The 18567-nt window shown below is 70.4% G+C and carries 16 protein-coding genes; 9 read left to right on the top strand and 7 right to left on the bottom strand.

Annotation, left to right across the window (positions count from 1 at the left end):
* Positions 1–84: 84 nt before the first annotated feature.
* Entirely contained in the window at positions 85–1764 is a 1680-nt protein-coding gene (locus tag ACZ5AJ_RS09845) for an FAD-binding protein (protein ID WP_464133565.1), read from the top strand.
* Here the strand turns inward: ACZ5AJ_RS09845 and ACZ5AJ_RS09840 are convergent.
* The 3 genes from ACZ5AJ_RS09840 to ACZ5AJ_RS09830 all read right to left on the bottom strand — a co-directional run bounded on the left by ACZ5AJ_RS09840 (position 1751) and on the right by ACZ5AJ_RS09830 (position 5776).
* A complete protein-coding gene (locus ACZ5AJ_RS09840; RefSeq protein ID WP_464133562.1) occupies positions 1751–4702 on the bottom strand; it encodes a cupredoxin domain-containing protein in 2952 nt (983 codons plus the stop codon). The genes ACZ5AJ_RS09845 and ACZ5AJ_RS09840 overlap by 14 nt on opposite strands.
* A gap of 73 nt (positions 4703–4775) precedes the next feature.
* Positions 4776–5453: a hypothetical protein gene (locus tag ACZ5AJ_RS09835; RefSeq protein WP_464133560.1), complete on the bottom strand. Its 678-nt coding sequence runs from the start codon at positions 5451–5453 to the stop codon at positions 4776–4778.
* Between the two features lie 41 nt (positions 5454–5494).
* Positions 5495–5776, bottom strand: coding sequence for a hypothetical protein (locus ACZ5AJ_RS09830; RefSeq protein ID WP_464133557.1), 282 nt, complete (start codon positions 5774–5776; stop codon positions 5495–5497).
* 177 nt (positions 5777–5953) lie between these two features.
* Between ACZ5AJ_RS09830 and sucC the strand changes: the two genes are divergently transcribed.
* The 5 genes from sucC (at position 5954) to ACZ5AJ_RS09805 (ending at position 11115) form a co-directional block, all read left to right on the top strand.
* A complete protein-coding gene (gene sucC / locus ACZ5AJ_RS09825) occupies positions 5954–7123 on the top strand; it encodes an ADP-forming succinate--CoA ligase subunit beta (protein ID WP_464133555.1) in 1170 nt (389 codons plus the stop codon).
* Positions 7124–7135: 12 nt separating this feature from the next.
* Positions 7136–8023: a succinate--CoA ligase subunit alpha gene (gene sucD / locus ACZ5AJ_RS09820; RefSeq protein WP_464133552.1), complete on the top strand. Its 888-nt coding sequence runs from the start codon at positions 7136–7138 to the stop codon at positions 8021–8023.
* 243 nt (positions 8024–8266) lie between these two features.
* A complete protein-coding gene (locus ACZ5AJ_RS09815) occupies positions 8267–8986 on the top strand; it encodes a metal-dependent transcriptional regulator (protein ID WP_464133549.1) in 720 nt (239 codons plus the stop codon).
* A gap of 187 nt (positions 8987–9173) precedes the next feature.
* Positions 9174–10115 carry a C40 family peptidase gene (locus tag ACZ5AJ_RS09810; protein ID WP_464133547.1) on the top strand — a complete coding sequence of 314 codons (942 nt, stop codon included), beginning with the start codon at positions 9174–9176 and terminating at the stop codon, positions 10113–10115.
* A 169-nt stretch (positions 10116–10284) separates the two neighbouring features.
* Positions 10285–11115, top strand: a complete 831-nt coding sequence (locus ACZ5AJ_RS09805; RefSeq protein WP_464133544.1) for a hypothetical protein — start codon at positions 10285–10287, stop codon at positions 11113–11115.
* 47 nt (positions 11116–11162) lie between these two features.
* Here the strand turns inward: ACZ5AJ_RS09805 and ACZ5AJ_RS09800 are convergent, their stop codons facing one another.
* On the bottom strand, positions 11163–11987 hold the full coding sequence (locus tag ACZ5AJ_RS09800; RefSeq protein ID WP_464133542.1) for an HAD family hydrolase: 825 nt from the start codon (positions 11985–11987) through the stop codon (positions 11163–11165).
* 98 nt (positions 11988–12085) lie between these two features.
* On the opposite strand from ACZ5AJ_RS09800, the gene ACZ5AJ_RS09795 reads away from it, so the two are divergent.
* Positions 12086–12808, top strand: coding sequence for a GNAT family N-acetyltransferase (locus tag ACZ5AJ_RS09795; RefSeq protein WP_464133539.1), 723 nt, complete (start codon positions 12086–12088; stop codon positions 12806–12808).
* Here ACZ5AJ_RS09795 and ACZ5AJ_RS09790 read toward each other — a convergent pair.
* Positions 12776–14065: a multidrug effflux MFS transporter gene (locus tag ACZ5AJ_RS09790; protein WP_464133537.1), complete on the bottom strand. Its 1290-nt coding sequence runs from the start codon at positions 14063–14065 to the stop codon at positions 12776–12778. The genes ACZ5AJ_RS09795 and ACZ5AJ_RS09790 overlap by 33 nt on opposite strands.
* Positions 14066–14115: 50 nt before the next feature.
* Here ACZ5AJ_RS09790 and ACZ5AJ_RS09785 point away from each other — a divergent pair, with 50 nt between their 5' ends.
* Entirely contained in the window at positions 14116–14643 is a 528-nt protein-coding gene (locus ACZ5AJ_RS09785; RefSeq protein ID WP_464133535.1) for a MarR family winged helix-turn-helix transcriptional regulator, read from the top strand.
* An 86-nt stretch (positions 14644–14729) separates the two neighbouring features.
* Here ACZ5AJ_RS09785 and ACZ5AJ_RS09780 read toward each other — a convergent pair whose 3' ends face one another.
* The gene (locus ACZ5AJ_RS09780; RefSeq protein WP_464133532.1) at positions 14730–15590 is read right to left on the bottom strand and encodes a methyltransferase domain-containing protein; all 861 of its coding nucleotides are present in this window, start codon (positions 15588–15590) and stop codon (positions 14730–14732) included.
* A 234-nt stretch (positions 15591–15824) separates the two neighbouring features.
* Complete coding sequence (locus ACZ5AJ_RS09775) at positions 15825–16547, bottom strand: YceI family protein (protein ID WP_464133529.1); 723 nt, start codon at positions 16545–16547, stop codon at positions 15825–15827.
* A gap of 190 nt (positions 16548–16737) precedes the next feature.
* On the opposite strand from ACZ5AJ_RS09775, the gene ACZ5AJ_RS09770 reads away from it, so the two are divergent.
* Positions 16738–18255: a mycothione reductase gene (locus ACZ5AJ_RS09770; RefSeq protein WP_464133526.1), complete on the top strand. Its 1518-nt coding sequence runs from the start codon at positions 16738–16740 to the stop codon at positions 18253–18255.
* The last annotated feature ends 312 nt before the right edge of the window (positions 18256–18567 follow it).

Below are 18567 nucleotides of genomic sequence, written 5' to 3'. Positions count from 1 at the left end.
GATATCCGGCGCTGCTCGGTCGCGACCCCTTCTCCCGTGACGGTCCGTTACGCAATATGAACACAGGTCGATCGAGGAGGATCCATGGCCGGGGACGGAATCGGAACAGGCTCCGAGGGCACGGAGTACGACGTCATCGTGGTGGGGTCGGGAGCGGCGGCCCTGACCTGCGCACTGGGAGCGGTCGACGAAGGGCTGACCGTCCTGCTCGTCGAGAGCACGGACCGCTTCGGCGGGAACACCGCCATGTCCGGCGGTGGGCTCTGGCTCCCCGACAATCCCCTCATGCGTCCCGAAGGCGCCGGAGACTCCCGCGAGGAGGCCCTCGCCTATCTCGAGGCGACCGTCGGGGAACCGGGACGCTCCTCGGACCGGGCTCGCAAGGAGGCCTTCGTCGACGGCGTCGAGGACTATGTGATGACGACCGAGAAGCATGGATTCCGCTGGTCACGGGCGAAGAACTACCCCGACTGCTATCCGGAGCTGCCGGGCGGGAAGATCGGACGCTCGATCGAGCTGCAGCCCTTCGACGCGCGCCGCATCGGTCCGTGGCGCACGAAGTCCCGTGCCCTGCTGCCCTTCCCGATGATGAACGCCGACATGTATCTCCTGGGCCGCGCATGGTCCACGGTGGGTGGCTTCGCACGCGGCGCGCAGCTCGTCGGCCGCACCCTGCGCGGCGTCGTCACCGGCAAGCGGCTGCTGGGGATGGGTGGTGCGCTCGCCGCCGCTCTGCTGGAGGCGGTCGTGATCCGGGGCGGCGGCGAGCTGTGGCTCGAGGCCCCGGCGCGGAGCCTGATCGTGAAGGACGAGCGCGTCGTCGGCGTCGATGTCGAGCGCGGCGGCCGGCGGATCTCCGTGATGGCGCGGCGCGGCGTCATGCTCGCCGCCGGAGGCTTCGATCGCGATCGGGAGCGGCGTCTGGAGCTGCAGGGGGTCGAGGGGAACCCCGCCGGCTCTCCCGGTGCTCTCGGCGGCGGCATCGACATGGCCGTCGAGGCGGGAGCGGCGCTCGAGTACATGGAGGATTCCTGGTGGGGCGCGACCGTCCAGCCGGTCGAGGGCGGGCTGTCCTCCTTCATCGTCGGCGAGCGGTCGATGCCGTACTCGATCATGGTGGACCGAGAGGGCCGTCGCTTCGCCGATGAGTCCGAGTCCTACGTGGACCTCGGCCACCACATGCTCGAGCACGACGGCGCCGAGGGCCCCTGCTGGCTGATCCTCGACCGCCGCTACCTGCACCGCTACTTCCTGACCTTCGCCGCGGATCCGCGGGCCGATCGGGCGATGGCCGAGCAGGGCATCAAGGTCACCGCACCCACGATCGCCGAGCTCGCGGAACGGATCGGCGCGGACCCTGCCGTCCTCCGCGCGGAGGTCGAGCGCTTCAACGGCTTCGCCTGCAGCGGCCGCGATCAGGACTTCCATCGCGGCGACTCCGCCTACGACCGCTACTACGGAGATCCGACCGTGCATCCGAACCCGAACCTCGGACCGATCGAGAAAGGCCCGTTCACCGCCTACCGGACGGTGATCGGGGACCTCGGCACCAAGGGCGGAGTCGTCACCGACGAGCACGCCCGCGCCCTGCGAGAGGATGGGAGCGTCATCGAGGGGCTCTACAGCGCCGGGAACAACTCCGCCGCAGTCATGGGGCACACCTATCCCGGGCCGGGGTCGACGATCGGTCCGGCCAGCGTGTTCGGTCTGATCGCCGCGCGGCACATGGCGCGCGTCCCGGTCGATGCGCTCAGGACACCGTGATCAGCGCCCTCGCTCCGCGCTCCATGTCCGAGAAGGAATGGTTGACCGCGGTGTAGGTGCCGGGCTCGTCGAAGACGAGCTCCACGAAGCCGCCCTGGGCGGCGCCGAGGTGCAGCGCCTGCGATCCGCCGCCGGTCTCCGCATCGGGTCGCAGCAGGTACTCGCCCTCCGCGAAGACGGTGTCGAAGACCCCGCCGACCACATGGAACGAGATCCCCCGGGAAGGGCCGGCGGCCAGCACCCACAGCCGGACCCGCTCTCCCACCCTCGCCGTCAGCGGTTCGCCGACGTACTGGCTCGCATGACCGTTGAAGACGGTGAAGTCGGGCCGGTCGGCAGCGATCTTCGCGGGGCTCACAGGGTGGGCGCCCTCATGCATCGCCTCGTCGTAGCCGGTGGCGCCCTCGGGCACGAGGTAGTGGTCGGACTGCACGAGCACGTACTCCCGGTCGACGGCGGCGAGGCCGGCGGGAGGCACGATGAGCGCCCCGAGCATGCCGGAGGCCAGATGGACCGACATCGGCATCGTCGAGCAGTGGTAGAGCCAGACCCCGGCATGGTCGGTGGTGATCGGATACTCGAGGCTCTCGCCGGGCGCGATGGTGCGCATCACGTCGTCGGGGGCGATGCGGCCGGCGTGCATGTCCAGCGAGTGGCCCATGGATCCGTTGTTGACGAGCTCCACGGTGAGCCTCGCCCCGAGCTCGGAGCGGATCACGGGGCCGACGACGGCACCGCCGAAGGTCATCGCATCGAGGGTCACACCGGGGGCGATCTCGAGGGCGGCCTCGCTGATCTCGAGGGTGATGCGCTGGTCCTCGCCGGCGGACTCGGGAAGCGCCGCGTCGCGGACGGTGTGGCTCGAGCCGGCGGGCTGGGTGAGATCGGCGGTCACGGGGGTGAGGTCGTCGGTGTCCGACGCCGACGACGCGCCTCCGGAGGAGTGCTCGTGCCCGGATCCGCTCGCACCGTCGGCCGTGATCTGGAGGGTCATGCCCATCGAGCGGTGGCCGACGATCGAGCACCAGCCAGCGAGGTCGTGACCGATCACGCCGACCTCGAGGGTGGTCGACTCGCCCGGTTGGAGACGTCCGGAGCTGGCGCCGTTGGCGATGACGAGGTCGTGCACATCGTGGGCGTCGTCATTGGTCAGCTCGATGACCAGGGCGTTCCCCGCCGGGACGGACAGAGCATCAGGGCTGAAGCGCATGTCGGCCATGCTCACGGCGATCGTGGTGGTCTCGCCCGTGGCCGCGACGTCGGCCGAGCTCGAGGAGGCGCCCGTTCCATCGCCCGAGGCGGTGGACGTCCCGACGGACCCGTAGGCCCGGTCCAGGGCGGAGCCGACGGCGGTGACGCCGAGGACCGAGCCCAGGCCGACGAGCACTCCGGTCAGCGAACGGCGGTCGAGGACCTCGCGGCGCTCGTCGGCCGTCGCGATGGATTCGTCCGTCGCGATGGATGCTGAGCCCATGGTCCGATCGCCGGCTGCGGCGCCGGGACCGGCTGCGAGGCTGGGCCCGGCGGCAGGACCGGGGCTGCCGATCGTCGGCATCCCGAGCGAGGAGTCCTCGGCGCGGGCCCTCGCGCTCGCCCTCACGCCCAGGATCATGAGGACCAGGAAGGTCACGAGGACGACGAACCCCAGCATCGACACCAGCACCCGCGAGAGCGAGCCGAAGGCGGAGACCTCCGCCGTGCCCAGGGTCAGCCCCGAGAAGAGGGCCCCGCTCACGGCGGTCCCGGCGTCGGCGAGGACGAACAGCGCGACCACCAGGTTGTAGGCGACCACGCGCGGGATCGCGAAGCGGTTCATGGTCGAGCTGGCGGCCTTCACCGCGCGCGGGCCGCCCCGCATGCTCACCGGGAGCAGGTACGTCATCGCTCCGAGCAGCACCTGCAGCAGGAACCCGGCGACGAGCGCGATCGTGAGCTGCTGCGCATCATCGGCCATCAGCGAGGACGACAGCTGGTCGTCCGCGGACCCCCACCACATCGACAGCATCCGCAGCTGCGTGAGCAGGAACCAGATCATCCCGGCGGAGATCGACAGGATCGGGAACAGCGGCAGGGGCACCCGGTGGTCCTGGCTCGCCGACCGCTTGGCCAGCTGCACCAGCAGCACGACGACCCACAGGAACGAGCCGATGTAGACGGCGAGGAACACGGTGCCGATCAGCACCGCTCCGGTGAGAGCGCCGGCGGTCGCGCCGACCACGCCGATCACCATCCCGATCAGCCCGCGGGCTGCTCGCTGGGCCGACGGCAGCTCGACCTTGGTGCGCAGGATCGTCGGCCACAGGCTCAGCAGCGTGCCCGTGACGGTGATGCCCACGAAGCCCAGCACATTGAGCACCTGATGTGCGAGCAGCAGGCGTCCCTGCCACGGCTCCGGCGGGCTGAACGCGAGGATCGCGCCCAGCGACGCGCCGATCGGCAGCAGGCAGGCCGCTGCGATATAGGCCTTGACGGTGAAGGCGAAGCGCGGGGCGATCGCTGCCCGCACCTGTGAGCCGAGGGCGATCGCGTACCAGACGATCGCCGCGGACACGATGAGGGCGCCGAGCACCACGAGCCACGGCCAGCCCGGCAGCATGCCGAGGATCGCCACGACGACACCGCCGGTCAGCAGCCAGATGCGGCCGACCTGGATGGCACGGGTCTCGTCCGCCAGGCGGGTCTTCAGCAGCGCCTCGGTGAAATGCTGCCCCCACACCATGATCGAGGTGGTGATCAGACCCAGCGTGACCATGTGCACCATCAGCCAGCGGGCCTGCGGGATCCATTGATGGATGAACACCACCACGACCAGAGCGAGCATCCACAGCGTCACCGGTCGGCTCGCGCGCCGATGCCAGGACTTCCGGGAACTCGCGCGGGGAGCCGAGGGGCCCAAGGGCGGGCGGGAGGCGGGAGAGGGCGCGGAGAGATCGGGCACCCGGCCAGGGTACGTCCGGCTCCTCAGCGGGGGACAGGCCTAGGTCCCGGCCCGATGCGGCTGACGGCGCAGGTCAGGGCGCGGACGGTCTGTCGTCGTCCCGGTCCTCCGCCTCGTCCCGGTCCTCCATGTCGTCCTCAGGCGTCGGCCGGCGCCTGAAGTTCGCATAGAGGGTGGCACCGAAGGCGATCACCACGATCACGATCACGAAGGTGAGCACGGCGGAGAAGGGGATGCTGATGCCGGTCGCGGAGAGCACGAGCCAGATCACGAGCAGCGATCCGCCGATCAGCAGCGCCTCCCGCAGCGCCTTGAGGATCTTGGGGCCGATGTTCGCGCTCTGCACGCGCCGCCCGGCGACCGTGGCGTAGGCGGCGGCGTCCTTGCGCAGCTTCTCGGCGTCGACCGTCGGCCGCTTCTGGCTGCGGCTCTCCTGGCTGCGGCTCTCCCGGCGGGGGCCCTCCTGGCCGCGATCCTCCTGGCTCCGCCGCGTCTCGCCCCGGTCCTCGTCGCTGTCGTGCTCGCGCGTGCGGGCCGTGCTCTGGGAGTCCGACCGGGGCCGCTGCCGCTCACGCTCGTCGCGCGGCTCCTCGCGGCGTGCGCCCTCGACGGCCCGGCTGGCGGCGCGGGCGTAGTCGCCGGTGCGGCGCGCGGCGCCCTCGACGCCCTCGCGGGCGGCGCGGCTCACCTCGGGCGCCTGCTTGCGGGCGGTGTTCTGCGCCGCCTTGACGTAGGTCTTCCAGTCGGCCATGGGGCCTCCTCAGAGAGTCTCCGGCACACAGGGGACCGGCATCAGCGCCGGTCGTCGTCGCGCCAGCGGATGTCGCCCCCGCCGCGGGTCGGGCCGGAGGGCCGACGCCCGCGCCGGGCGCGGTGCTCGTAGTAGTAGGACAGTCCGACGTTCAGCGCGAGGGTGATGACGATGCTGAGGAACAGCCCCGAGACCGTCGAGCGGAATCCCAGCAGCCGCAGCACGATGAAGAGCACGAGGATCGCCACGACGCTGAAGCCGAGGTGATCGCGGATGCGCTGGACGAGCCCGCGCTGCGTCGCGAGTCGGGGCCGTGTGCTCATCGTCCCATCGTAGCCGCGCCGCCCGAGGATCGGCTGGGTCCGTGCGGCCCGGGGATCGGCTGGGTGCGCGCGTCCCTCCGGAGGCCGGGGAAGCGTTACCCTGACAGCGTTCACAGGGGCGGCCCCGAGGCCGAGTGCGGCCGGTCGCCCGCTGCCGAATTCGAGAGGAATCACCCCGTGGACCTGTATGAGTACCAGGCCCGCGATCTCTTCGAGAAGCACGGGGTCCCCGTGCTCGGAGGAGTCGTCGCGGAGGACGCCGCCACCGCCAAGGCCGCAGCAGAGCAGCTGGGCACGCCGGTCGTGGTCGTCAAGGCCCAGGTCAAGACCGGCGGCCGAGGCAAGGCCGGCGGTGTGAAGATCGCCACGTCGCCCGACGATGCGGAGGCGAAGGCCTCCGAGATCCTCGGCATGGACATCAAGGGGCACACCGTGCACCGGGTGATGGTCGCCGCCGGCGCCGACATCGCCGAGGAGTACTACTTCTCCCTGCTGCTGGATCGCGCCAACCGCAACTACCTGGCCATGTGCTCAGTCGAAGGAGGCATGGAGATCGAGCAGCTCGCCGTCGAGCGGCCCGAGGCCCTCGCGCGCGTCGCGGTGGACCCGAACGTCGGCATCGATGAGGCGAAGGCGAAGGAGATCGTCGAGGCCGCGCGCTTCGATCCGGAGACCGGCGCGAAGGTCGCTCCCGTGCTGCAGCGGCTCTGGGAGGTGTACCGCGAGGAGGACGCCACCCTCGTCGAGGTGAACCCGCTCGTGAAGACCGGCGCGGGGGACATCGTGGCGCTGGACGGCAAGGTCACGCTCGACGAGAACGCCGACTTCCGCCACGAGGACCACGCGGCGCTGGTCGATGCCAGGACCGAGGACCCGCTCGAGGCGAAGGCCAAGGCGCTCAGCCTCAACTACGTGAAGCTCGACGGTGAGGTCGGCATCATCGGCAACGGCGCCGGCCTGGTCATGTCCACCCTCGATGTGGTCGCCTACGCCGGTGAGCAGCACGGCGTGAAGCCCGCGAACTTCCTGGACATCGGTGGCGGCGCCTCGGCCGAGGTCATGGCCAACGGCCTCGACGTGATCCTCGGCGACGAGCAGGTCACCGCCGTGTTCGTGAACGTCTTCGGCGGCATCACCGCGTGCGACGCGGTCGCCAACGGCATCGTCGGCGCGCTGAGGAAGCTCGGCGATGCTGCCACCAAGCCGCTGGTCGTGCGCCTCGACGGCAACAACGTCGACGAGGGCCGACGCATCCTCGCGGAGTTCGCCCACCCGCTCGTCACCCAGGCCGACACGATGGACGGCGGCGCCGCGAAGGTCGCCGAGCTCGCCGCCGCAGGAAAGTGAGCAGGACCCGACATGTCTATCTTCCTTGATGAGAACAGCAAGGTCATCGTCCAGGGCATGACGGGCTCGGAGGGCATGAAGCACTCCCAGCGCATGCTCGACTCCGGCACCGCCGTCGTCGGCGGCGTCAACCCCCGCAAGGCGGGTCAGTCCGTGTCCTTCGAAGGCGGGCACGAGGTGCCCGTCTACGGCACCGTCGCGGAGGCCCGGGAGGCCACCGGTGCGAACGTGTCGGTCGTCTTCGTGCCCCCGAGGTTCGCCAAGGACGCCGCGATCGAGGCGATCGACGCGGGCATCGAGCTCCTCGTCGTGATCACCGAGGGCATCCCGGTCAAGGACTCCGCGGAGTTCTTCAACTATGCGCAGGCCGAGGGCACCACGCGCATCATCGGCCCCAACTGCCCCGGCCTGATCAGTCCCGGGAAGTCCAACGCCGGCATCACCCCCGCGAACATCACCGGTGCCGGGAAGCTGGGACTGGTCTCCAAGTCCGGCACCCTGACCTACCAGATGATGTACGAGCTCGCCGACATCGGCTTCACCACCTGCATCGGCATCGGCGGCGACCCGGTCATCGGCACTACCCACATCGACGCCCTCGAGGCGTTCGAGAACGACCCCGACACCGTGGGCGTGGTGATGATCGGCGAGATCGGCGGCGACGCCGAGGAGCGCGCCGCCGCATACATCCAGGAGAACATGACCAAGCCGGTCGTCGGCTACGTCGCGGGCTTCACCGCCCCCGAGGGCAAGACGATGGGCCACGCGGGCGCGATCGTCTCCGGCTCCGCCGGCACCGCCCAGGCGAAGAAGGAGGCTCTCGAGGCCGCCGGGGTGAAGGTCGGCAGGACGCCGACCGAGACCGCTGAGCTGATGCGCGGCATCGTCGCCGCTCTCTGATCCTGCAGGGGACCGGCCCTCTGTCCGGTCCTGCTCCGTCCGAAGGACCCCGGGGTGATGACCCCGGGGTCCTTCGCGTCCCGAGACGTCCGTCGTGTCCGCCGACGGGCCCCTGGGCGGAGCGACCGTCCGTCGGCCGACGGCGCATGCTCGGGAAACGCTCTCGGATGACTGCGCCCGGCACTAGGATGGACACAGTCAAGATTCGGAGCCGTCGACCGGCAGAAGATGGAGGGGGAGCTCGTGAGCGGCGATCTCATCGACACCACCGAGATGTACCTGAAGACGGTGTTCGAGCTCCATGAGGCGGGGATCGCGCCGATGCGCGCGCGCATCGCCGAGCGGCTCGGGCACTCCGGTCCGACGGTCTCGCAGACCGTGGCCCGCATGGAGCGCGACGGACTTCTGCACCTCGATCCGCAGCGTCAGATCCGGCTGAGCGATCAGGGGCGGGCGGTGGCGACCGCGGTCATGCGCAAGCATCGGCTGGCCGAGCGCCATCTCCTCGACGTGATCGGTCTGGACTACGCGCATGTCCATGAGGAGGCGTGCCGCTGGGAGCACGTGATGAGCCTCGCCGTCGAGAAGCGCATCGCAGAGAAGCTCGAGCCGCCGTTCATCGATCCCTACGGGAACTCGATCCCGGGCCTGGAGGAGCTGGGAGTGTCCGGGGAGCTCGCCGCCGGGGCGGGCCAGGGTGATGAGCGCCCGGACGTCGACCTCCCCGACGCGGTGGGCGATCGGCGCACCGTCGCGGTGCGCCTCGAGCGCATCGGTGAGGTCCTGCAGTCGGATCCGGAGCTGCTGGGCGAGCTCGCCGAGCACGGGATCGTCCCGGCGGCCGATCTGTCGGTCGAGAGGGTCGCGGACAGCTACCTCATCCAGGGGCCTCGCGGGGGCCAGGTGGCGCTCGCCAAGGACAGCGCGAGCCAGCTGCACGTGACCCCGATCTCCGCTGAGTAAAGCCGCGGTCAAGTTCTCCTCCAGACACTTTGTGTCGGACTGACCGACGGTGTTTCTCCCCCTATGGTCGTACTCGTGCCTGGGCGAGATCGCCGGGCATGTCCGACCGGGAGCCCCCGCTGCGCGCCGCGTCAGGACCACGGAGAACCCACGCGCAGGGCACCAGCCCGGGGGACGGGAGCCCAACGTGTCGAAGACTGCGAACAACACCCACCGCCGCGCCATGCGACCGGTGACGCCCGCTGTCCGCGCAGGTCGCGCGGCCGCCGGTGCGGCGATCGCCGCGGGAGTCCTGCTGGGAGGCGCCTCCGCCGCGACGGCCGAGAACACGGCCGACTCCGGCAGCGCCGCGCCGCAGGCCGATGGCGCTGCGACGGCAGTCCTGGCTCCCGTGACCGCCCCCGCCGTCGGGATCCCCGCTGCGAGCGCCTCCTCGGATGACGACGACGCGACCACCACGACGACCGCGCTGGTCGTGACCGCTCCGGAGGACGGCTCCATCACCATCGCCGCACCGGAGCCGGAGCCTGAGCCCGAGCCGGTCGTCGAGGAGTCCACCTCCTCGACCCAGTCCCGCGATGACTCGAGCGGCTCCAGCCGCTCGAACGAGCGCTCCTCGACGTCGGACAGCTCGTCCTCCGATTCCTCCTCGAGCTCCTCGTCGGACAGCTCGTCCTCCGACTCCTCCTCGAGCTCCTCGGAGAGCTCCTCCTCGAGCGACTCCGGCTCGGAGGACTCCGGGTCCGACGACTCCAGCTCCTCGGAGGCCACCTCCGGTGCCGCCTCCAACGGCAGCAGCTCCTCGATCCTGGCCACCGCCCGCTCGGGCATCGGCGTCCCCTATGTCTACGGCGGATCCTCCACCTCCGGTTGGGACTGCTCCGGCTTCGTCCAGTGGGTCTACGCCCAGAACGGCATCTCGCTTCCCCGCACCGCGAGCGCGCAGGCCGCCGCCGGAACCGTCATCCCCCGCTCCGAGGCCCAGGCGGGCGATCTCGTCTACAAGCCGGGCCACATCGGCATCTACGTCGGAGGCAACACCTTCATCGACGCCGGCAACAGCCGCGTGGACACCTCCGAGCGCAACATCTACTCCGGCAGCTGGACCTTCATCCGCATCAACGGCTGAGCCCCGCTCCCGATGCACGGCCCCGCACCTCACGGTGCGGGGCCGCTCCCGTTCCTGCGGTGCATCGTCCGGACACGGAGCGCGACCCGATCGTCGCCTTCACGAGATGCGCCCATCACCCGCCCGCAGCCTGCGCAGGTGCAGGACGCTCCGGCTGTAGCGTGGTGGGGTGACCGCTCTTCGTGACCTCTTCTCCGTCGTGCTGCTGATGGCGGCGCTCGTGCTCGGGGCCCTGTGGATGCCGGCCGTCTGGCTCGAGACGAACGTCGTCGACCAGGAGGGCTTCCTGGCCGTGACCGAGCCGCTGGCCGACGACACCGAGCTGCAGCGCACCCTGAGCGATTCCGCCGTCGAGGAGATCCTCGGGGACGACAGCGTGCCGGGCTGGCTGTCCGAGCAGATCACCCCCATCGCCGAGGAGCAGGTCGCGAAGGCGACCGACACGGAGGCGTACGCGACGACCTGGCGCACCGCGATGGCGTCGCTGCACACGGCCCTCTTCGATTCCGGGGAGTCACCGCTGGACGTCGACCTCGCACCGACGATCGACGTCATCCTCACGGGTGCGGAGGAGTACGTCCCGATCTCCCTCCCGCGTCCGGACAGCGCGGTGGTCACCCTCGCCACGGTCCCTGACGTGCCGCTGCTGCGACACGCCGCAGTGCTGGACCCGTGGGCGGGCCGCCTGGGGCCGATCGCTCTGGGGATGGCGGCGGTCGCGGTGCTGATCGCCGGTCATCGCCGCACCATGCTGCTGCTCGCCGGCCTGGCGACCATGGGTGCCGGAGGCCTGGCCTTCCTCCTTGCGGCGAACGTCGAGCTGCTGATCCCCGATCGCGTCGACCAGGCGACCTTCATCGGGCCGATCATCCAGGTGTTCGAGGCGCAGATGGGCACGGATCTGACCGGCCCGTCGATCGTGATCGTGGGGGCCGGCGCTCTGGTCACCACGCTGGGCCTGGTGCTGATGGGTCTCCACCGACCGGTGCGCGCTCGCTGACGGCACCGTTCCCCTGCAGGACCCGGATCACCTGCAGAGCGCTGAGCTCAGATCATGCCGAGGCGCTCGAAGGCCTCCACGAGCCCGTGCTGGGACGGAGGCGGGACCACCATGTCGGCCTCCTCCAGCAGCGGTGCGGGCGCGCCGCTGATCGCGACCGCTGTGCCGGCCGCACGCAGCATTCCCAGGTCGTTCATGCCGTCTCCGATGCCCACGGTCGCCTCGATCCCCAGCCCCAGGTGCTCCGCCACCCGGCGCACGCCGTCGGCCTTGTCGATGCCCCGCAGGAAGATCTCCCCGGAGCTGGTCCCGTCGTCGGCGATGGAGTTCGGCAGCGTCGCGAGTTCGCTCCCGATCTCGGCGGCGAGCTCGCCGACCGGCACGGGGGAGCGCCACAGGGCGATCTTCGCGAAGGAGCATGAGCCCAGGTCCTCGGGCTCCACGACGGCGTCGACGAGGTCCTGGGCGCCGCCGCCGACGTCGCCCGGTCGCGGTTCGACGAGCTGGGGACGGCCCGAGAAGAAGGAGCGCGTCCTCGGCGGGCAGAACAGGGCTTCGGGCGCCTCGAGCGCGAAGACGACCTCACGCTCCTCGAGCGCGGACACGGTGCGGCGCGCCAGGTCCGACGGGAAGCGCACATCGCGCAGCACGTCGTCGCCGATGCGCACATGCCCGCCGGCCGAGGTCACGGCGCCGTCGAAGAGCGCGGCGACCGGATCGGCGACGATGGCCGCCGAGCGCCCGGTGCACAGCACGATCGTGTGGCCCGCCGCTCGAGCGCGGGCGACCGCCTGGACGTGTGCGGCAGGGACAACTCCCTGGTCGGCGATCGTGCCGTCGAAGTCGATGAACACGCCGCGGCGTCCGGTCACAGGTGCCTTCTCTCGGAAGCGTCGGGGATGGGTGCCCTCTCAGACTATGCGAGCAGAGCGAGCGGATCCTCCGTGCGAGCCCGGGGCACAATGCAGACATGATCGATCACTCCTCCGCGACGACTCTCGCGCTGATCTCCCCGTCCCATGCCGGGCGACTGGCCTGGCTCGAACAGCGCAATCGTGAGGAGCTGCTGATCGGAGCCCCGTCGAGGGACGCCGAATGGTTCACGGAGGCGGGGCAGGACGCGGCGATCCGCGGCCTGCTGGCCGAGAAGGCGGAGGGACGCTGCCTGCCGATGGTGATCATCCATGATGACGGGTCCGGGGAGGGCCCGGTCGTCGTCGGCCGCATCAGCATCAGCGGGATCGTGCGCGGAGCCGTGGAGGCAGGGTCCCTCGGCTACTGGGTCGACAAGGAGGTCACCGGACGAGGGATCGCCACGTTCGCCGTGCGGGCTGCGGTGGCGATCGCCTTCGGGGCGCTGGGCCTGCACCGGCTCCAGGCCGAGGTCCAGGTCGGGAACGACGCCTCGGTGACGGTCCTCGAACGCTGCGGCTTCGTCGAGTTCGGGCTCGCACCGGCGTTCCTACGGCTGGGCGGGCACTGGGCGGACTGCCGCATGTTCCAGCTGATCAACGGCGCCTGGAGGGACCCGGCCGACGAGTGGGCGCAGCGCGAGGAGGATCCTGAGGCGGGCCAGGGGCAGCAGGAGGATGAGCGGCAGCAGGAGGAGGGCCAGGAGCACGGTCAGGAGCATGCTGAGGAGCATGGAGCGCCGGTGCGTTCAGCGTCGCCCGCTCGCAGCGAGGAATGCTGAGGAGAGCAGGGCGCAGCTGAGCATGACGATCGCCAGCGGCAGGGCGGTGCTCTCGCCGCCGAGGCTCACCAGGGGCGAGACCAGCGCGCCGAGCCCGAACTGGAAGGCTCCGAGCACCGCGGAGGCGGTGCCTGCGGCCCGGGGGACCGCTCCGAGGGCGAGCGCGGTCGCGTTGCCGAAGACGAGGCCCAGCGAGGCGACCGTCGTGAAGAGCGGGATCATCAGCCAGATCGTCGGGACGCCGAGGAGCACCAGCGCCAGGATCGCGGCGGTGGAGACCACGATGATGGTCAGACCGAGCCGCAGCAGCCGGGCAGGGCCCACGGTGTCCACGAGCTTCGCCGAGACGGCGCTGACGACCATCAGCGCGAGGGCGTTGAGCCCGAAGGCCAGGCCGTAGCCGACGGTTCCGAACCCCATCAGGTCCTGGTAGACGAACGGGGAGGCGGAGATGTACGCCATCATCACGCCGAAGGCGAGGCCGAAGGACAGCGTGTGACCGATGTAGGTCCGATCACGCAGGCTCTGCAGGGCGCTGCCGCCGGCGCGGCGCTCGGCCTGGAGCTCGGCACGGCGAGCGGGCGGGAGGGTCTCGCGGACGCCCAGGACGACGGCCAGGAGCATGACCGCGCTGAGCGCGAGCACGATCCCCAGCAGGCCTCGCCATCCGATGATCCCGGTGAGGATGCCGCCGAGGACCGGGGCGACCACCGGTGCGACGCCGCCGATGATCATCATCAGGCTGAACGCTCGGGCTGCTGCGACCCCGTGGGAGAGATCCGAGACGATCGCGCGGGCGAGCACCATGCCGGCGGCCCCGGCGAGGCCCTGGACCAGGCGTACCGCGATGAGCACCCCGATGCTGGGGGCGAACGTCGAGGCGATGCCGGCGACGACGAAGAGGATCGATCCGACCAGCAGAGGGAGATATCGGCCGGTGCGGTCGGACAGCGGACCGAAGACGAGCTGGCCGATGGTCAGCCCCAGCAGGAACGCGGTCAGCGTGAGCTGGACCTGCGACGCGCTCGCGCCGAGATCAGCGGTCATCTCGGGGAAGGAGGGCAGGTACAGGTCCGTCGCCAGGGGCGCGATGGCGCTGAGCAGGCCCAGGATGGCGAGGAGACCGAGCCCGATGGTGCCTCCGTGCGCAGAGGGAGCTGCGATCGCAGAGGGTGCCGAGCCGGCATCAGCGGAGGAGGCCGGCTCGGGAGCCGACGAGGGACGTGACGGAGCGGACGCAGAGGGGAGAGCATTCATAGATGATTATGGAAACATAACTATGATGGTGCTGTCGATAGGATCTGGACGTGAGATCGACGACCACCACCCCCGACGAGGCACCGCGGCCGGACGGCGAGGACGGGCCGGACTGCCGGGACGGGTCGGGCACGCCGCCCGCCCGCGGAGACCGCCGGCTGCTGGCCGACCTCGGCGATGTCATCGTCGAGCTCGCGCGGAGCCTTCAGCTGGAGGCCCACTCGCGACCGAGCGTCGTGCCGCTGACCGGAACGGAGGCCATGGTCCTGCGCTGGGTGGATCTCCATCCCGGGACCACGCCGAGCGCTGCGGCCGAGGGCATGGGGCTGCGTCGGTCGAACCTGAGCACAGCTCTGCGCTCCCTGGACTCCAAGGGCATGATCCTCCGGGAGACCGATCCCGCCGACTCGCGCATCGTGCATCTGCGGCCGACGCAGCGGGCCGCCGTGAGCCGGGAGCGCATCCGGGAGCACTGGTCCGATGTCCTGACGGAGCGCCTGCCGGATCTCGGCGACGAGCAGCGGGACATCCTCGAGCAGGCCGTCGAGATCCTGAGGGACGACGTCTCCCGAGCCTGATCGGGCGGCGTCCTCCGAGCCTGATCTGACGCTGTCCGGAGGCTGTCGTCGGCGCGCCGGCGGACCCTCGAGACGGACGGATCCTCTCAGCGCGGAACGTGGGCGCTGACGACCATCGCCGCTGACACGCGCAATCCGCCGCCGAGCGATGCGGCGAGCCGTTCGGGGTCCACGTGCCGGGCGCTCGGGGTCATGGCGACGAGGTCGCGAGCCTCGTTCCCGGAGAGCTCCATGGTGAAGCGCAGCTCGCGGCTCTCGACGAGGTCGAACAGCGGGTCGAGGGCCGCATGCAGACGCTCCTCCTTGCGCGGATCCACCGCGACCATGTCGGGGACGGCCTTGCGCAGCTCGGAGAGATGGGTGCCGGAGGGGCGGGCGACGACCAGGCGGCCGCCAGGGCGCAGTACGCGCGCGAACTCGGTCGGGTTGCGCGGAGCGAAGACGTCGAGCAGTGCATCGACGCTGCCGTCCCCCAGCGGGAAGGGGGCGAAGGAGTCGCCCCGCCAGACGGCTGCTCGCTCATGGGCTCGCGCGGCGAATCGCAGCGAGCGCGCCGACGTGTCGAAGCCCATACCCCGAGCCGGCGGGAAGCGTTCCAGGATGCAGGACAGATAGTGGCCGGAGCCGCAGCCGGCATCCAGGATCCTCGGTGGGTCTGGGTCTGGGTCTGGGTCTGGGTCTGGGTCTGGGTCTGGGTCTGGGTCTGGGTCTGGGTCTGGGGCCGTCGTCCGGGAGGCGGCGGAGAGCGCGGGATCGACGAGCTCGGCAAGGGTCCTGGCGAGCGGTTCGTAGGCGCCCGAGGACAGGAAGCGCTCCCGTGCGCGGGCCATCTCGTCGTCGTCGGCCGTGATCGCACCGCGTCCGGTCACCAGTGACACGTATCCGGCCCGGGCGACGTCGAAGCTGTGCCGGGCCGGACAGACCAGGGCTCCATCGGCCGCAGACATCGGCTGTCCGCAGGCCGGGCAGCGGAGGATGCGGAGCGCTTCGGTCAGTGCCGGAGGAAGAGGACGCGCCATCTGAGGCCCTCCGTCCTGTTCGCGCTGTCGACCCGCCGCCGACCTGCCTCCATTCTGCCCTGACTGTCCTGACTGCCCCGACTTCCCCGTCGGCCGCGTCGCCCTCGGATGCTCGTCCGCGCGGTCAGGAACGCGTCCCGCCTCCGACGGGGGCCGGCGTGATCAGCTGCCGTTCTCGGTGCGAGGCGCTGAGGCGTCCTCCTGCTGGTCGCCGGTGGGGACCGCGTCGATGATCCCTTCGGGATCGGCCGCGCCGTCAGCCGGCTGGGCGGCTGCAGCGTCGTCCGGCTGGCTGTTTCCGTCGGCCTGCTCATCGGCCTCATCGGCCTCGTCGGCCTGCGGATCGACCTTGATCAGGGACAGCTCGAACTCGAGCTGGATGCGGTCGCCGATGAGCAGCCCGCCGTTGGCCAGGGGCGCGTTGTAGGTGATGCCCCAGTCGCGGCGATCCAGGCGACGCGTGCCTTCGAAGCCGGCGCGCACGACACCGAACGGGTCGGTGTTGACTCCCATGAAGCGCAGCGGGATGGCGACGTTCCGCGTCGTGTCCATGATCGTCAGATCACCGCTGACGATGTACCCGTCGTCGTCGACCTCCTCGATCGAGCTGGAGACGAAGGTCATCTCCGGGTACTGCTCGGTGTGGAAGAAGTCGAGGGTCCTCAGATGGTCGTCCCGCTGCTGATTGCGGGTGTCGATGCTGTTCATCTGCACCGTCACCGATGCGTGGGACCCCTCGGAGCCGTCCTCGGCGAACGTGATGTCTCCGGCCACGTCGTTGAACGCCCCTCGGACCTTCGTCACCATGGCGTGACGCGTCGAGAAGCCGATCCGGCTGTGGGCAGGGTCGATGGTCCAGTCGCCGGTGAGGGTGGCGTCGGTCATGGAGGTTCCTCTCCAGAAGGGACGGCAGAGCTCCGCGAGCGGTCCGCCGGGCTGGGAGTGCGGAAGCGGGCGTCAGGGAACTGGCGGCGCCCGCCGTATTCGTGGTTCGGACGGGAACCTACCAGGTCGAGGTTCTCCGTGCTCGCAGTGGTATACCGCTCGGTCATCGATCGCGCACTAGCCTGGGACGGTGACCCATTACGACATCGCCCTCGTCGGCTCCGGCTCCGTCAACTCCTTCCCGGGTCCGGATCTGGCCGGCCGCAGCATCGTCCAGATCGACCGCGGTGTCGGCCCCGACAGAGTCTTCGGCGGGACCTGTCTGAACCTCGGCTGCATCCCCACCAAGATGTTCGTGCATACCGCGGATCTCGCCCGCACTCCCGCGGAGTCCTCCCGCTTCGGGGTCGACGAGAAGCTCGAGACGGTGCGGTGGCCCGACATCAGGGACCGGATCTTCGGGCGCATCGATCCGATCTCGCAGGGCGGGGAGGAGTATCGGCGCGACCACGAGGACAATGCGAACCTCACCCTTCTGCGCGGCACGGCGCGCTTCACCGCCGCACGGACCCTCTCGGTGGAGCTCACCGACGGCTCCGTCGAGGAGGTGACGGCGGACGTCATCGTCCTGGGCGCCGGCTCCCGGCCGACGATCCCGCCGATCGACGGTCTCGCCGATGCAGCGCCCCACACCTCGGACACGATCATGCGCGTGGAGCAGCTGCCGTCCTCGCTCATCATCCTCGGATCTGGGGTCGTGGCTGTGGAGATGGCCCATGTGCTCTCCTCGCTCGGTGTCGAGGTCACTCTCGTCGCCCGCTCCTCGCGGGTGCTGCGTCGCGCCGATCGCGACGTCTCCGCACGGCTCACGGAGATCCTCGGCGAGCGCATCCGCCTCGAGACGGAGCTCGAGACGACCCAGGTGCGCCGCACGGCAGTGGGCATCGAGCTCCATGGCCACCGCAGCACGTCTCCCGGGCGAGGGGAGGACGTCGTGCTGAAGGCCGAGGAGATCCTCGTCGCGACAGGCCGACGCCCCAACTCCGACCTGCTCGACGTCGAGCAGGCGGGAATCGCTGTCGACGACGCAGGACGAGTCCGCGTCGACGCCCATCAGCGGGTCCTCGGATCGAGGACGAGCGGTGGAGGAGAGGCCGCGCCGAGGATCGCGGCCGACGGGTCGGATCCTGCGGCCGACGCGGGATCCACGGTGCTCGACGGGATCTGGGCTCTGGGGGACATCTCCAGCCCGCACCAGCTCAAGCACGTCGCGAACCATGAGCTGCGCATCGTCCGCCACAACGTCCTCCACCCCGAGTCGCTGCGCCGATCGGACACGATGCCGGTGCCTCACGGAGTCTTCACCCATCCTCAGGTCGCCTGGGTGGGACTGACCGAGCGTGCCGCGCGGGAGCGGGCCGCCGTGGAGGGCTTCGACGTCGCCGTCGCCGTGCAGGAGTACGCCTCCATCGCCTACGGATGGGCCATGGAGGACACCACCGGATTCGCCAAGCTGATCGTCGACGCGGAGAGCACGCGGATCCTCGGCGCCCACATCGTCGGCCCTGAGGCGACGACTCTCATCCAGCTGCTCATCCAGGCCATGAGCACCGGGCAGACCGCCCGCGACATCGCTCGTACCCAGTACTGGATCCATCCGGCGATGCCGGAGCTCATCGAGAACGCGCTCCTCCAGGTCGCAGGCTGATCCTCCCGAGCTGCTCCGCGCCCTCGCGCGGCTGTCGGCCACCCCGATCCTCCTGATGCGCGCAGCCTTCTGACGTCTCTGCGGCGTCAGAAGGCTCGCCGGCGCGTCGGATGGCTCCTCGGCGCGTCGTCCCGGGATCCCGGAACGGAGCGTGCTCGGGGCGAGGAGGCCGCCGAGCCTCGGGCAAGTCCTCGGGCCTCGGACCGCACGGGGTGGACCCCAGGCCCTTCACTCCTGTCTGACCTGTCGATTTCAGTTCATCCCCAATACTCCTCCCTTATAGTCCTCCCCAATACTCCTCCCCAATATTCG

It is taken from the genome of Brachybacterium zhongshanense, assembly GCF_055385755.1.
This window is presented reverse-complemented; position numbering and strand designations above follow the sequence as displayed.